Source organism: Corynebacterium matruchotii (genome assembly GCF_011612265.2).
Taxonomy (GTDB): domain Bacteria; phylum Actinomycetota; class Actinomycetes; order Mycobacteriales; family Mycobacteriaceae; genus Corynebacterium; species Corynebacterium matruchotii.
In genome coordinates, this window is sequence record NZ_CP050134.2 from 66601 (window position 1) to 82882 (window position 16282).

A 16282-nucleotide genomic window follows, 5' to 3' on the forward strand; every position below is an offset into this window, starting at 1 on the left:
ATTCCTGTGAGGCCGACAGACCGTTACAATCGCCAGGGCAGGGGAATCCCCGGTGAATCAGCTCAGTACTAAAAACTTGAAGGATTGAACATAATGCGTGTAACTCAACGTCGTTCCTACCAAATAGCCGCCCTTCCGGTGGCCATTGGCTTGGGAGTCTCCCTGCTATTTCCTCCCGCAGCGGTGGCGCAATCAACCACCAGCGCGAAGCCAACTAGCACGAGCACTAGCAAATCCCGTAGCAGTAATTCGTCAAGCTCAGGAAGCCTGGGGAGCTCCTCCCTGAATGGCTTGACCGACTACCTTGATACCAATGCAGTGGAACGCACCCCTATTCGCGTGGACGAGCGGCCCCAAATCAATGGTCTGCCCGATGGGGTGTCGGTGGAGCGTGTCAAGTGGATCACCGATAGGCGCATCGAACTGCAAATTAAGTCCAAGGTCATGCCGAAAGACGTGGTTAAGGTGCAAATGCTGTTGGCCCGCGATTGGCATTCCCAGCCGAATCGGAAATTCCCCGAGGTGTGGGCCCTCGACGGGTTGCGGGCCACCGACATTGAAAGCGGCTGGACTAGCGAAACCAACATTGAACAACTGTTCGCCGACAAGAACGTCAATGTGATCTTGCCTGTTGGTGGCGAATCCTCCTTCTACTCCGACTGGCAGTCCGAAGACAACGGCAAGCACTACATGTGGGAGTCCTTCCTGCTCAATGAGCTTATCCCCGTGCTGAAGAACGGCTATCGGGCCAATGGCGACCGGGCCATCTTCGGTCTGTCCATGGGTGGCACCGCCGCCATGAACCTGGCGGAACGTAATCCCGACCTGTTTAAGTTTGTGGGCTCCTTCTCCGGGTATTTGGACACCACCAGCCCCGGCATGCCCGATGCTATCCGCACCGCCCAACAGGATGCTGGCGGATACCACAGCGAGGCCATGTGGGGGCCGGACGGCTCCCAACAGTGGATCGACCACGACCCCAAGCTGGGCATTAAGGCGTTGAAGGGGATGAAGGTGTATGTGTCGGCCGGCTCCGGCCGGGATGATTTCGGCCAGCCGGGCTCCGTCGCAAAGCATCCGGCGAATGCCGCCGGTATTGGGCTGGAAGTTATTTCGCGCATGACCACCCAAACCTTTGTCGACTTTGCCCGCCGGGATGGGGTGGAAGTTACCTCGGTGTTCCGGCCCTCTGGCGTGCACGACTGGCCCTACTGGCAGTTTGAGATGGGGCAGGCCTGGCCGCACATCGCCGGGGCCCTTAACCTGTCGCAATCCGACCGCGGCGCCGACTGCACCCCCGTCGGGGCCATCGCCGAAGCCACCAAGGGCGGCGTCATCGGCAACTGCGTGAACAACGAATACGACGTGGCCGGCGGCAAGGGCCAGGACTTCACCAACGGTCGCGCCTTCTGGTCCCCGAACACTGGCGCCCAGGCCCTCTACGGCCGCATCGGCACCGTGTACACCGAGCTTGGCGGCCCCGGCTCCTGGCTGGGATTCCCCACCTCCACGGAACGCGGGCTCGCAAACGGTGGCCGGTTCGTCACCTTCGAACACGGCAATATCTACTGGACCCTGCAAACCGACGCCATTGCCGTGCCCACTGACATTGTGAACAAGTGGGGCGACCTCAAGTGGGAGAACGGTGACCTGGGTTACCCAGTGGCCGAAGCTACCGAACACAACGGTGGCCTGGTGCAGAAGTTCCAAAACGGCTACGTCACCCGTAACCCCAAGGGTGCTAATAACTGGGTGCGGGGCGCCATTGCCGCCAAGTACGGTGAGCTGCAAACCGCCAAGTCCAAACTGGGCTACCCCACCTCTGATGAGAAGTCCATCAACGGTGGCGCCTTCCAAGAGTTCGAAAACGGCAACATTTACTGGTCCCCCGCCACCGGCGCTCACGTTATCTACTACGGTGACATTTATAAGGCTTGGGGCGAAAAGGGCTACGAGCAGGGTGAATATGGCTACCCCACCTCCGATCAGGAGTCTGCTAGCGGTTCCATCACCTTCCAGGGTGGTAAAATGAGTCAATCCAATGGCAAAGTCCGCGAGGAGCGAAATTAGTGAAACGCCTGTTAGCGACAGGAATTTTTACCCTGTCCGTCATAACCGCTGGTGCTGGCCTCAGCGCCTGCGGTAGTTCCACCGTGAGCGATGATGCTACGGCATCCACGTCCAAAGCCCCCATCGCGCCCCTGAAGGGCTCCGGTGGTTCGGGTGCAACTTCAGGTGCGGCCGGGGCCTCCGATGGCGCTGGTGCCGGCGCTAGTGGGGCTAACGGGGCTGGTGGCTCCGGTGATGCCGGCGAGAGCGGTAACGCCGCCCCGCCGGCTGATGGGCCAGCCCAAGAAGTATCGTCCATTCCCACGCCGGCCCAACAGTTGAGCGATGCGGACAAGACCTACTTCGACGCCCTCACGGCTGGTGGTATTAAGGTGGAAGGCGCCGAAAACCAAATGATCGGCGCCGCCCAGGTTGTGTGCCAAAACCAATTCCCGCAGGCTGTGCAGGCAGTCGGTGGGCAATTGGTGGAGCAGAAGCGTACCTCGCTGTCGCCCGAAGAGACCGTTTCCCTGATTGAAACGTCGGCACGCAAGGCATATTGCTCTTAACGCCGATCCAAGGAAGTTCATGAAGAAAGTTCTCACCGTTCTTGCCGCGCTTGTGGTGATTGTTGTGGTTGCTGCAGGTGCGCAGCAATGGTTGAGTCAAACCAATAAGGGGGGGCCGGTCGGCCCGCCCGAAACCTCCGAAGCAACCATGGTGACCCAACCCGACCACTGTCCCCGGGTTGAGGTGCTTGTCGCGCCCGGCACGTGGGAATCCTCCAAGACCGATGACCCGTTCAACCCTACAGCGAACCCCAAATCGTTCATGTTGAACATTTCCCGGCCGTTGCAGGAAGCCTATCCGGCCCACGAGGTGAAGGTGTGGACCTTGCCGTACACGGCGCAGTTCAAGAACATTAACTCCCAAAACGAGATGCCGTATGACGAATCCCGGGAGGAAGGCATCGCCACCATGGAGACCGAAATGCGGGACGTGTTCCGGGAATGCCCCCTTACCGATTACATCCTCACCGGGTTCTCCCAGGGTGCGGTCATTGCTGGGGACATTGCCAATAAGATCGGCACCGGCACTGGGGTGGTTCCGGCGGAGCGGATCCGGGGCGTGGCATTGATCGCCGACGGTCGGCGGGAACCCAACGTGGGCCAGCATGTGGGCAACCCGGTCGGTGGTGTGGGTGCGGAAATCGCCCTACAACCCCTCAACCTGTTGGTGCAGCCCGTCGTGCCCGGCGCCACCATGCGGGGTCCCCGGCAGGGCGGCTTCGGCGCCCTGAACGATCGTACGTTCGAAATTTGCGCCCCGAACGATGCCATTTGTGACGCCCCCCGGGAGATCGGCAATGCCCTGGGCCGCGCCACCGAAATGGTGCAGGCCAATGGGGTGCACTCGGTGTACGCCACCAACCCCTATGTGATTCCCGACACCACCGCAAATCAGTGGGTTGTGGAATGGGCAAAGGGGCTCATTAACCGGTAACGATGATGTTTCGGCGACCGTCGAGGTGTTCGTCCCACCGTTCGTAGTAGGCGGTGATGGCGAGCACCTCGTCCCAGTTGAGGGTTCCTCGCTTTTCGACGCGCCGTCGGTGCTCAACCTCATCCGGGAGCACGCATTCGAATTGGATGAGCCTCGCCCGATGCTTTTCGGCCAGATCCCGGAATATGGCTCGGGTGTGGTGCATGGGGTTGACCGCATCAATGATCACGGTGCGGCCCAGTTCTAGGTTGTCGCCCGCCAGGTGGGCGATGGCCTGGTAGCCGTAGTCCTTGAGGTCGTTGTTGTCGGCCATGCGGATGAAGGGTGCCTCCAGGGTGTCGAGGCGGAGGTAGACGGCGCGGAGCGCGTCGGCAAGCGATCGTGCCTGGGTGGTTTTGCCCACGCCTGGTAGACCGGCGAAAACGATGAGTCTGCTCATGCCCCAAGTCTAGGTTGGAATTTGCTGTCAATTTGGGAGAATGAGAGTTCATTTTGCTCTGCAAGTAATACACTGGTGGCTGGTTACGATGGAGTAACCAGAAGCGCAATTTCAATCGATTTTATCGAGGAGACACATGGATTTACATGCGATTATCGGCCAGTTCTTCAACGAGAAAGGTGAGATCACCCTCCAGCCTGAGGTGACGCTCGCCGGCATGTGCGAAGTCCTTTACCAGACGGAGAAGGCGGCTGGCACCACTGGTCGAAAGACCTTGCGATTCTGGGATTTCTCGCAGTCCCGCGATGGGGAAATCGTGGAATACTCCCGTGACCAGATTAATACCCGCATTAAGGCTGTTGCGGCTAGGTTGCAGCAGGTGGGCACCATTGGTGACCGGGTGGCCATCCTTGCCAATAACTCCCCCGAATATGTGTTCGCAATGTTGGGGGCCATGTATGCCGGCATGGTGCCGGTACCTCTGTACGACCCCAATGAGCCCGGTCATGCCGACCACCTCAAGGCGGTGATTTCGGATTCCGCCCCCAAGGCTGTGCTCACCAATGCTCGGTCTGCCGGTGCGGTGCGGACGTTCTTCGCCGACATTCCCGGCCGGGAGCGGCCCCGCGTGCTGTCGGTGGATTCCCTGCCGGACTCCCTGGCTGAAAGCTTTACCAACCCCCTGGAAAACCCGGCCGCCCAGCAATTCCTGGCTGCTAGTGGCAAGCTGCCGGTGGACTTGACCGCCTTCCTGCAATACACTTCCGGCTCCACCCGGGTGCCGGCCGGCGTGGTGTTGACCAACCGGTCCATTCTCACCAACGTGCTGCAGATTTTCACCGCCGCCCAGTTGAAGACCCCCCTCCGACTGGTCACCTGGCTGCCGCTGCACCACGACATGGGCATCGTGCTGGCCACCTTTGTGACCATTCTCGGCCTGAACATGGACCTGATGTCGCCCCGCGACTTCATCCAGCAGCCCGCCCGGTGGGTGAACCAGTTGCACGCGGAGCATGAGGGCGAAAACGTGTATTCGGTTATTCCGAACTTTGCCATGGATTTGGCCATGCGCTACGGGCTGCCCGCCGCCCGCACGGATTTGGATCTGTCCCAGGTGGATGGCCTGATTTTAGGTTCCGAGCCGGTGACCGAAAAGTCCATGGAGGCCTTCATTTCGGCGTTTGCGGAGCATGGGTTGCATCGGGCTGCGGTGCGCCCCTCCTACGGCCTGGCTGAGGCGTCGCTGCTGGTCACGACGCCACAAACCCCGAATCGTCCCCTGATTAACTATTTTGATCGGGAGGCGCTGTCCGAGGGCCGCGGCGTGGTGGTTGCGCGCAATGAGGATTCGGTGTCGTTTGCCTCCAACGGCCAGGTGGTGCGTCCGCAACTTCTTGCGATTGTTGACCCCGAAACCCGCGCCGAGGTTCCCGACGGTACCGTGGGTGAGCTGTGGTGTTATGGCGCTAACATTGCCGCCGGCTACCTGAATCGCCCCGAGGAAACCGAAGAGACGTTCCATAATACCCTGGTGACCCCGTTGGCTGAGAATTCCCGGGCTTCCGGCGCGCCTGCCGACGCCCAATGGTTGGCCACCGGCGACCTGGCTGTCATTGTCGACAACGAGGTCTACATCACCGGCCGGCTCAAGGACCTCATCATCATCGCCGGCCGTAACCACTATCCGCAGGACATCGAGTACACGGTTGCTCACGCCTCGGCCCAAATCCGGCCGGCCGCCGTTGCGGCCTTCGCTGTTGAGGGCGATGATGTGGAACAGCTCATCATCCTTGCGGAGCGTGACCTTGACAAGGTTGAGGCCGATGATGTCGACGCTATTGCCGCCATTCGTGCCGCCGTCACGGAAGCTCATGGCGTGGTCCCTGCCGACATCCGTATCACCGCCCCGGACACCATCATCCGTTCTTCCGCCGGTAAGATTGCTCGCCGGGTGAACAAGAAGCACTATCAGGAGGCTGCCGCCGACTAGCGAAAGCTGTCCTCTCGGTGGGCCGGGTGGACCTGATGGGCCTGGCTTGTGTTTTGGCCAATGTTGCCAACGCTGCGAGCGAGCCAGGCCCTTTTCCACGTCCGGGTGCCTGGCGCCAGGGGCTCCAGGGGTAGTTTGTGATTGTGGTTTGTGTGGTTGGTCCGCTGGCTCGCTGGTCTACTGGTCCGCGTTAGCCCGTTAGCCCGTCAACCCGTCAGCCCGTTAGCTGGGTTTTGCCCTGTTTCGGCCTTGATCTGGCCTGTTTTCTGGGGAAACCCAAGCTAACACAGACTGGGGGGCGTAGGGAGAGGGCAAAACGAAGGTGCTGGGGTTGGTGGTTGGGAGGATCGCCGGTCGCTCACCATTGTTGGTGTTAGCTTAGACGTTCCGGTGGGATCGTGGCCTGTGGTTCTCCGCGGTCCGTTAACTCTTTGGCTGGGTTTTGCCCTGTTTCGGCTCTGATCTGGCCTGTTTTCGGGGAAAACCCAGCTAACGCTGGTGCCGGCGGTCGCAGAGGCAGTCGCTGCTGGCTGCAGCTGGGCGCAGCCAGCCACTTAGCAGGTGTTTGGCAGGCGCAGGTGCGCGCCAGAGGATGCTTCATGATGGGTGTTAGGGCCTCAACTCTCCCTAACTCTCTCTGATTCCTCGATTTCCCCTTTAGGAGGCATGCCAAAAGCCCCCGTCCCGGCTCACGCCACCCCCTTGAGCCCTCCCCCGAAACTTCCTAGGTTACCTTCGGCTCATCCGCTCCTCACGCAATTGCCACCAGGGCGGCGCCACGCTCAGGTTGACCAGCTGGTGTTGGTGGGGGAGCTGGTCATAGTGGATATGGGTGGTGAGATTGTTAATGTGGTTAATGAGCGCCGGCCCAATTTGGGATGGCGCGACCCGAAGAAAATAATATCCGTGCTTGGCAATACTTTGTTCGCGCGCAATTTGTTTTGCATATGTTTCCGCGCGTTGTTCGGGTGTGCCATGGTATTTGATGGCGCCGTCAATTTCAATTATGAGCCAATTATTGACGAGTAGATCCGCTCGATAGTACGTCGTAAAGCTTGGATTTTTGCTGGGGGTACTAAAAATCGCCTGCGCGTCCACAGTCAGCTTGGGTAGCGCGTGCGTGATGGCGTACCGCGCGTAAGTTTCCTGCACCGAATCAATCCCGTAGAGCGCCTGGGCGAGCACTTTGCAAGCTTTACGCGTGCCCCAACGCCCGTGGTGATGGTTCAGGTGTGCCCAAAACTTTTCTTTGCGACGTCCGAATCGGCGGATCGCGGCCTCCAGGAAAGCTAGTCCCTCCACCTCGCCATTCATGGCACAAATGTCTGCGAATGTACGTTCGATCGTGGTGACTCTGGTGCCATTAATTTCGGTGATGTCTTCCTCCGGTAAATCCGCGTACCGATAGTGAACAATGGCCGGCCATTGGGATCTAGAAGGGGGTTTCCGCTGCTCCTGTGGGGTGACGTCCACCAGGGAGCGGTGCGACTCATTGAGGATAGGGATTTTGTGAATCACTGCAGCCGCCATCCCACTGATGACCCCTTTCCGGAGGGATCTACCCACCGCTTCGACATTTGTTTCGAATCTCCGATAGGCTGGCGCTCGCCGGTAGGCCTGTCGATCAACCCACCAGAATCCGGCTAGTCGCATGTGGGTGTTGGTAAATTCGGGGGTGAGTTTTGCGGGCCGGTGCACTAGCTCCAGCGTTCCAGACCCGCATGATGGTGGCATCATTTCTACCATTTCTCCTGGTGAGAGGCGCTTTCTCTTTTAGCTTTACTCCTGTATTGCATACGCTGCAATGTGATGTTCGCCGTTTACCCCCGATCGTTTTCCGGTGGGTTGTCTGACCATTTTTATGGCCTTTGTTAGCTGCCGTATTTCCACCGGGTGCTACTTGTGGTGGGGGTGCTTGTGGTTCCGGGGTGGGTAATGGGGGAGGCAGGCCAGGGGTGAGTTGGGTGCAGCGCATGGTGTGCGGTGTGGCTGTCTGTGCACGCCGCGTTAGCTGGGGTTCCCGCCAAAATGGTCCAAGACAGGGCTGATTCAGGCGGTTTCCCAGCTAACGCGGCGGCGGCTGCCGCTGTGGTTGCTGCAACTGGTGGGTCCGGGCCCGGTGGGACTGGCGGGGTGAACATGTGGGAGCCGCGCCAGGGGAGCGAGCGAGGCGAGCGGTGGTCGTGGGCGTGGTTGTGGCTGTGGTGGAATGGTGTGCTGCCGGAGGTTTAGCTTGGTTTCCCTGGATTTGGGGTGGTTTTAGGCTGGTTTTAGGGAGAAACCCAGCTAACGCAACGAGCAGGGGGCGGCGGGTGCGGCGGGTGAGGGGGAAGGTGAGAGCGGGGCTTCTGGCGTCTGGGGCGGAGGTCCCGGTGGAGCCACCCCTGGCAGGCTCTCCGACGCCGCCGGCGGTGAAGGCCGCGGAGGGAGGGGGCCTAGGGGTTGGGAATTTACCCCCTTGAGGTCACCCCCTTGGGGCGTCGAAAAGCTAGGATCAGTAAACATGCAGCCTCTCAACATTTTGATTGTAGCCCCAGGTAAGCGCTAATGTTGCTCAGTGTTACGTTTACATGGAGTGAACGAGAGTCGATAGGTGAGTTTGAAACATCTAGTATGTTTCACTCGATATAAAATTATACGAATTGTGACTTTTGGGATTAGCTTTCAAGCGCGAGTGAAGGATTACGTTGACTGATCGAAATACGACACAGGAGCAGCCAGTCGGCGCCATGACCGTAGAACAATTACGCGAATGGCTTCGGCAATGGGTTATAAAAACCACCGGTTTGCCCGCCGAAGAGATTACCGATGACAAGCCAATGCAATCCTTTGGGCTATCCTCACGCGACGTGGTGATCCTCTCCGGGGAGTTGGAAAACCTGCTGGACAAGCAGCTCGACGCGACTATTGCCTACCAATATCCCACCATTCAGGCGCTCGCCCAGCAGCTCCTTGCCGGCGGCCCAGGCCTGGGGGCAGGCGCGCAGGGTGAACGCGCCGGCGCCGCCCACAACAGCCGCACCGCTCATGCCACTAGCGCCACCGACCCCAGCGTTCACGATATTGCCGTGGTGGGCATGGCCGCTCGCTACCCGGGTGCCCCCAACCTTACCGAAATGTGGCGACTCCTTGTTGAAGGCAGGGACGGCATTGGCCCGCTGCCCATTGGCCGCTGGTCGGAATACGCTAACGATCCCGTCATGAGCCGCCGCATGGAGGAAGTCAACCTCACCGGCGGCTACCTGGAGGACATTTCCGCGTTTGACGCCGAATTTTTTGGCCTATCACCACTGGAAACCGTGAACGTTGACCCCCAGCAGCGCCTGGTGTTGGAACTCACCTGGGAGGCCCTGGAGAACGCGCGGATTCCCGCTAATACCCTGCGCGGCAAGCCGGTCGGCGTGTATGTGGGTTCCTCTAATAATGATTACGGCATGCTCATTACCGCCGATCCCGCCGAGGCACACCCCTACGCCCTGACCGGCACCGCCAGCTCCATCATCGCTAACCGCGTGTCCTACGTGTACGATTTCCGCGGCCCCTCTATCAGCGTGGATACCGCCTGCTCCTCCTCCCTGGTCTCGGTGCATCAGGCTGTGCGCGATTTACGCGAACATAATGCCGATGTGGCGCTTGCCGGCGGCGTGAATATTTTGGCCGCCCCGTGGGTTTCTACCGCCTTTGGTGAGCTCGGCGTGTTTAGCCCCACCGGCAAGATTCACGCGTTTTCCGACGATGCTGACGGTTTTGTCCGCTCCGACGGCGCCGGCATGCTCGTGCTGAAACGGGTTTCCGACGCGCTTGCCGACGGCGATACGATCCTGGCCGTCATCAAGGGATCCGCCATCAATTCGGACGGGCATTCGAACGGTCTCACCGCCCCCAACCCGGAGGCCCAAGTGGATGTGCTGCAACGCGCCTACGCCGACGCCGGCGTGGACCCATCCCAGGTCGACTACGTAGAAGCCCACGGAACCGGCACCATTCTGGGCGACCCCATCGAGGCCACCGCCCTGGGCGCGGTTTTGGGCGCCAACCGCACCCCGGCCACCCCCACCCTACTTGGCTCCGCGAAAACCAATTTCGGCCACACCGAATCCGCCGCGGGCGCGGCCGGCCTCATCAAGGTGGTGCTGGCCATGCAACACAATGTGCTGCCGCCCTCCCTGAATTTCACGGAACCCAACCGTTATATCAACTTCGACGCCGAACACCTGGAGGTGGTGGCCGACCCCCGCGAATGGCCCAAATACTCCGGCACGAAACTCGCCGGCGTGAGCGGCTTCGGCTTCGGTGGCACCAACGCCCACGTGGTGCTCAGCGACTTCAACCCCGCCGACTATGGCCCCGAGGCGCAGGCCGTCCCCGCCGAGCCCGCCCTGGCCGGCGCCGAGGTTGCCCTGCCGGTGTCCGGCCTGCTGCCGTCCCGGCGCGCCCACCTGGCCGCCACCCTCGCCGATTTCGTCACCACGCTTGATGACACCGACCTGCCGGCATTGGCCCGCTCCGTCACCCGCCGCAACCACGCCCGCTCCCGGGCGGTCGTCCTGGCCGACACGGTGGCGGAGGCCACCAAACGGCTCCGCTATGTGGCCGACGGGAAGGTCGTCCAGGGCGTGGCCCTTGCCGACTCGCCGGCCCCCACCGGCCCGGTGTTTGTGTATTCCGGTTTCGGGTCGCAGCACCGCAAAATGGTCAAAGACCTGTTCGCCCATGCTCCCTTCTTCCGGGATCGGCTCACCGAACTTGACCGCATTGTCGATTTCGAATCCGGCTGGTCGATCCGGGACATCATCCTTGATGACGAACAAACGTACGACACGGAAACCGCCCAGGTGGCCATCACCGCCATCCAAATCGCCCTCACCGACTACCTCGCCACCTTGGGCGCCACCCCGGCGGCCGTGGTTGGTATGTCCATGGGCGAGATCGCCGCCGCCTACGCCGCCGGCGGCCTCAGCGCCGAGGACGCCATGCTCATCGCCTGCCACCGGTCCCGGCTCATGGGGGAGGGGGAAAAGTCCCTGCCCGAGGATCAGCTGGGTGCCATGGCGGTGGTGGAGTTTTCGGTGGAGCAGCTCGACAATTTCATTGCCGAAAACCCCGACTTTGCCGGCATTGAACCCGCCGTTTACGCAGGTCCGGGCATGACCACCGTTGGTGGTCCCCGGCAGGCGGTTCTTGATTTGGTGGCCAAGCTGGAGGCGGAGGAGAAATTCGCCCGGCTTCTTAATGTGAAGGGTGCCGGCCACACCAGCGCGGTTGAGCCTCTCTTGGGGGAGCTTGCCGCCGCCATTGCCGGGATTCAGGCCCACCCGGTGAGGCTGCCCCTGTTTAGCTCCGTGGATCGGGGCCGGGTGTACCAGCCCGGTGAGACCGTGCACGACGCCGACTATTGGGTGCGGTGTACCCGCCAGTCCGTGTGGTTCCAAGACGCTATCGAACAAGCATTCGCCGCCGGCCACACCACGTTGGTGGAGATCGCCCCGAACCCGGTGGCGATCATGGGCATGATGAACACTGCCTTCAGCGTGGGCAAGCCGGACGCCCAACTTCTTTACGCCCTCAAGCGGAAAGTGCCGGACACCCACACCATTCCGGACCTATTGGCCAAGCTGTATGTTGCCGGCGCCCCCATTGATTTCGCCGCCCTTTATGGGGCCGGGCCCATTATTGACGCCCCCACCATGCCGTGGAAGAAGCAGCGCTATTGGACTTCGGCCCGGCCGGCCGCCGGCGGCAGTTCCGGTTCCCTGCTGGGGCAGAAGGTGTCCCTCCCGGATGGCACGTTTGCGTTCCACGCGCTTGCGGACACGGTTCCGTCCCCGATCGCCCTCATGGAGGCGGTCGTCATGGAGCTCGCGCCGGGCGCTACGTTGGTTGCGGTGGAGGAGAAGGCCACGTTGCCGCCGTCGGGTGAGTTGTCGGTGTTGGCTTCCCGGAATTTGGGCGGGTTGACCATTGCGATTCACCAGGTGTTGGGGAACACGGTGATGCTTGTTGCCGAGGGGTTTGCTTCTTCCCTGGGTGGGAATGTGGAGCCGGTGTTGGGCACTCCCGCCGTGGTGGAGAGCCAGGAGGCGTCGGAGCCGCTGAGCGATAATGTGTCGTCGGAGTCGTTGAAGTGGGATCCGAACAGTGGGGAGACGGTGGAGCAGCGCATGCGGCTGATCGTGTCGGAGGCCATGGGCTATGACATTCAGGATTTGCCCGGCGAGTTGCCGCTGATTGACCTGGGGTTGGATTCCCTGATGGGTATGCGGATTAAGAACCGTATTGAGCATGATTTCTCCCTGCCGAGTTTGCAGGTGCAGGCGTTGCGGGATGCGTCGGTTGCGGATGCGGTCCGAATGGTGGAGGAGTTGGTGGCGGTGCAGCATGACACGCCGGCCCCCGAGCCTGTGTCCGCCAAGCCTGTCGACGCCCCCAAGGCGGCCGAGAAGCCCAAGGCCCCTGAGGAGCCTGCGGCTCAGCTGCAGGAGGAAAAGCCCACGGTTGCTGAGCAAGAAACGCAACCGGAGGGCGTCGTCAAGCAAGAAAAGAAAGCAACCCACGGGGTGGGTGTGGCGCCGCGGGACGCGTCGGAACGCCTCGTGTTTGCAACCTGGGCCGGGCTCACCGGGGCTGCGGCCGCCGGCGTCACCTCGGAATTGCCGGACATCACCCGTGATGTTGCCGAAAAAATTGCCGAACGTTTGAACGAACGCGCCAGCACGGAGATCACCGCCGACCAGGTGTTGGCCGCGGAAACTTTGGAGCCGCTCGCTAACCTGGTGCGGGAGGGGCTGGAGTCCGACGTGTCTGGGAACATTCGGGTGCTGCGGGAACGTCCGGCCGGATCCACAGCTCCGAGCGTGTTTTTGTTCCACCCGGCCGGTGGCTCCTCGGTGGTGTACCAGCCGTTGATGCGTCGCCTGCCGAAGGAGGTTCCCGTCTACGGTGTGGAGCGGTTGGAAGGATCCTTGGAGGAACGCGCCGCCGCCTACCTGGACGAAATCGAACGCTATAGCGATGGCCGGCCGGTCATTTTGGGTGGGTGGAGTTTCGGCGGCGTGCTGGCCTATGAGGTGGCACACCAGTTGCGGAACACCAATGTTGAGGTCGCCACCATCGCGTTGCTGGACACGGTACAGCCCGCCCACCCGGCGCCGGACACCATGGAGGAAACCAAGAAACGTTGGGAACGCTATTCCAAGTTCGCTAAGAAAACCTACAACCTGGATTTCCCGGTGCCGTACGAGATTCTCGAAACCGCCGGCGAGGACGCCCTGCTTACCATGATGGCGGAATTCCTGGCCAACACCGACCCGTCGGAGCATGGGTTGAGCGCCGGTGTGCTGGAGCATCAGCGGGCGTCGTTTGTGGACAACCGGATTTTGGATACGGTGGACATGCACCGCTGGCAGGATGTGGATGTGCCGGTCATGCTGTTCCGGTCGGAGCGCATGCATGACGGGGCTATCGAATTAGAGCCGGCCTACGCTGAGATTCATTACGACGGCGGTTGGTCAGCTATCGTAAATGATCTGGAGATTGTTCAACTGGCCGGCGATCACTTGGCCGTGGTGGACGAGCCGGAAATCAGCAAGGTGGGGCGTGCCTTGACCGAGCGTATTTCCCGTATCTCCCACATGTAAGTGCAAACTTTAGAGGTGATGATGAGTCTGGATACCACAGCCGGCAAGCTGGCGGACCTGCGCGCCCGCCTGGAGAAGGCACAAGACCCGGGTAGCGAAAACTCCCGGAAACGCCGCGATGAGGCGGGGCGCACCACTCCCCGCCAGCGCATCAACAGGCTGCTGGATTCCGGTTCGTTTGTGGAGATCGGGGCCCTGGGCCGCACTCCCGACGAGCCGGATGCCCCTTACTCGGATGGGGTTGTTACTGGTTACGGCCGGATTGATGGTCGCCCGGTGGTGGTGTACGCGCACGACAAAACCGTGTACGGCGGTAGCGTGGGTGTGACGTTCGGCCGGAAAGTGTGCGAGGTCATGGACATGGCCATTAAGATCGGCTGTCCAGTCATTGGTATCCAAGACTCCGGTGGGGCCCGCATCCAGGACGCGGTGACGTCGCTGGCCATGTATTCCGAGATTGCCCGCCGCCAGTTGCCGCTCAGCGGCCGCAGCCCCCAGATTTCCATCATGATGGGCAAATCCGCCGGCGGGGCAGTGTATGCGCCGGTGACCACGGATTTCGTCGTTGCGGTTGATGGTGAGGCCGAAATGTACATCACGGGCCCCGCGGTGATTAAAGAGGTCACCGGTGAGGTCATCACGTCCGCCGATTTGGGTGGGGCTCGCCAGCAGGAGCTCAACGGCAATATTTCCTATGTGGCCCACGATGAGGAGGATGCGTTCAACTATGTGCACGATCTTCTCGCCCGCCTGCCCCTGACCTGCCACGACCCGGGCCCGGTGTATGAGTGCCAGCCCGATTCCGAGGTTGCGTACACCCCCGAGTTGGATTCGTTCATGCCTGACGACACGAATGCCGGCTACGACATGCATGAGCTTCTCGCCCAGCTTTTCGACGACGCTGACGTGCAAGAGGTCCAACCGGGATTCGCCCCCAACATCATTACCGCCTTCGCCCAGGTTGATGGCCGATCGGTGGGGGTGGTGGCTAACCAGCCCATCGAATCCGCCGGCTGTATTGATGCCGACGCCGCCGATAAGGCCGCCCGCTTCATTCGCATTTGCGACGCCTACAACATCCCCCTGATCTTCGTCGTGGACACCCCCGGCTACCTGCCCGGGGTGCAGCAGGAAAAGGTGGGTCTGATTCACCGCGGCGCCAAGCTGGCGTTTGCCCTGGTGGAGGCCACGGTGCCGAAGGTTTCCCTGATTGTGCGCAAGGCTTATGGTGGGGCCTACGCGGTCATGGGGTCGAAAAACCTGTCTGGCGACATCAACCTGGCCTGGCCCACCGCCCAAATCGCGGTGATGGGGTCCGCGGCCGCGGTGGTGATGATCCAGGGCAAACAATTGGATGCCGCCCCGCCGGAGCAGCGCGCCTACATGAAGAAAGTCTTCATGGACTTTTACGACCAGAACATGACCAGCCCCTATGTTGCGGCTGAGCGCGGCTATATTGACGCCATGATTGAGCCCAACCAAACCCGCCTGGCCCTCCGGCAGGCCCTGCGCCAGTTGGAGACCAAGGAAGCGCACGACCTGCCGAAGAAGCACACCATTTCCCCCATGTAGGCCAGGGTGGGCGCGTAGGTGCCCGCCGGCGCCCGCCCTTCCCGATTACCCCGACCAGCCCATTTCCGTTAGCTGGGTTTCGGGGTTTTTCGTTTCCCTTGGGCCCCGATTTCCGCGGAACCCCAGCTAACGCTCGGGGGCCACGGGACGCTATACGGGGCTGATTTCCGTGAGCCGCAGCACCATTTGGGAGTCGCCAAAAACGGTGGGGCAATACTCAAACCCATACCGAAACTCGGGGGTTTCCACAGCAACCCCATCAGCGGTATGGGAGGTAGGAATATTCACACCACCCGCAAACAGCAGCACGGTGGTGGCCTCCTGAAGCGCAGACAGTGCGGCATTAATATCCGGTGCCCCATGCACAACCTCAACCTCGGGGATATTAAACTCCGTCATGCCCTGCGTGTAACCAATGGCGGTTTTCCCATCCGAATCCCCATTGAGAAGCACCCACACCTCGGTCATGGGGTGGGGCAGCGCCTGTTTAGCCATGGTGGTGAACAAATCCATGGGAACCAGGTGATCCGCCCCAAACCACATCATCGCAAACGCCGAACGAAACAGCGCACCTATCGACACCAGCATCTGCGACAACAACACCGCCAACCGTGGAGTGTTCCCAGCCGTAGGGCCGTCGGCAGCATTGGCGGTGTTCAGGTGGGTGACATCATCAATCGTCACTATCACATGCATTGCGTGCTGATGATTGAACGGCTCAGCCGCGGGCCACAACGGTGATTGCGGCAAGAGTTCCTCAGTCTGCTCAAACGGCTCCCGCGCGATGCTGCAGGTGATGAGCGCCCTGAAACCGGTGGCTGGTTCCTGATACTCAAACGACAGGCTGTCCGCCTCCCCCTCGGTGAAGACATCAATGTTACGGAACTCGCCTTGCTGCAGCAGTTGCGGCCAATCCTGCGTTATTTGCCGAATGACCGAATCGTATCCACTGGGCGGCTCGCTTTCGTGACAGCATAAGAGTGCGGTGATAGTCATGCTCCCCGATTGTATGCAACCCCCTACTGCCTGAGCCACCCTCCCGGCAGCCAAACCCGCCCGCAATCCGTTAGCTGGGTTTCGCCCAAAACCGGC

The 16282-nt window shown here is 61.0% G+C and carries 10 protein-coding genes; 7 read left to right on the plus strand and 3 right to left on the minus strand.

The features are described from left to right. The first annotated feature begins 93 nt into the window (after positions 1-93). The 3 genes from HBA49_RS00280 to HBA49_RS00290 are packed head-to-tail and all read left to right on the plus strand — an operon-like array spanning position 94 to position 3552. Positions 94-2070 (plus strand): alpha/beta hydrolase-fold protein, encoded by a 1977-nt coding sequence (locus HBA49_RS00280; protein ID WP_005524865.1) that lies wholly within the window; start codon positions 94-96, stop codon positions 2068-2070. Continuing rightward, on the plus strand, positions 2070-2618 hold the full coding sequence (locus HBA49_RS00285) for a DUF732 domain-containing protein (protein WP_005522522.1): 549 nt from the start codon (positions 2070-2072) through the stop codon (positions 2616-2618). Before HBA49_RS00280 ends, HBA49_RS00285 begins: the two co-directional genes overlap by 1 nt. 19 nt (positions 2619-2637) lie before the next feature. Then, on the plus strand, positions 2638-3552 hold the full coding sequence (locus HBA49_RS00290; RefSeq protein WP_005524788.1) for a cutinase family protein: 915 nt from the start codon (positions 2638-2640) through the stop codon (positions 3550-3552). On the opposite strand, the gene HBA49_RS00295 is transcribed toward HBA49_RS00290, so the two are convergent. Next, a complete protein-coding gene (locus tag HBA49_RS00295; protein ID WP_005525131.1) occupies positions 3542-3991 on the minus strand; it encodes a P-loop nucleotide/nucleoside kinase family protein in 450 nt (149 codons plus the stop codon). The genes HBA49_RS00290 and HBA49_RS00295 overlap by 11 nt on opposite strands. 136 nt (positions 3992-4127) lie before the next feature. Here HBA49_RS00295 and HBA49_RS00300 point away from each other — a divergent pair, with 136 nt between their 5' ends. Then, positions 4128-5981 (plus strand): FadD32-like long-chain-fatty-acid--AMP ligase, encoded by a 1854-nt coding sequence (locus HBA49_RS00300; protein WP_005525476.1) that lies wholly within the window; start codon positions 4128-4130, stop codon positions 5979-5981. A 729-nt stretch (positions 5982-6710) separates the two neighbouring features. Here HBA49_RS00300 and HBA49_RS00305 read toward each other — a convergent pair. Further along, positions 6711-7511, minus strand: coding sequence for a hypothetical protein (locus HBA49_RS00305; RefSeq protein WP_225866021.1), 801 nt, complete (start codon positions 7509-7511; stop codon positions 6711-6713). A 498-nt stretch (positions 7512-8009) separates the two neighbouring features. Here HBA49_RS00305 and HBA49_RS00310 point away from each other — a divergent pair, with 498 nt between their 5' ends. The 3 genes from HBA49_RS00310 (at position 8010) to HBA49_RS00320 (ending at position 15190) form a co-directional block, all read left to right on the plus strand. Continuing rightward, on the plus strand, positions 8010-8213 hold the full coding sequence (locus HBA49_RS00310) for a hypothetical protein (protein ID WP_126299114.1): 204 nt from the start codon (positions 8010-8012) through the stop codon (positions 8211-8213). 497 nt (positions 8214-8710) lie between these two features. Then, entirely contained in the window at positions 8711-13618 is a 4908-nt protein-coding gene (gene pks13, locus HBA49_RS00315) for a polyketide synthase Pks13 (RefSeq protein ID WP_005525091.1), read from the plus strand. A gap of 21 nt (positions 13619-13639) precedes the next feature. Beyond that, entirely contained in the window at positions 13640-15190 is a 1551-nt protein-coding gene (locus tag HBA49_RS00320) for an acyl-CoA carboxylase subunit beta (RefSeq protein ID WP_034995851.1), read from the plus strand. Between the two features lie 150 nt (positions 15191-15340). Here the strand turns inward: HBA49_RS00320 and HBA49_RS00325 are convergent, their stop codons facing one another. Then, positions 15341-16186, minus strand: a complete 846-nt coding sequence (locus tag HBA49_RS00325) for a hypothetical protein (protein ID WP_005525146.1) — start codon at positions 16184-16186, stop codon at positions 15341-15343. Positions 16187-16282 lie beyond the last annotated feature (96 nt).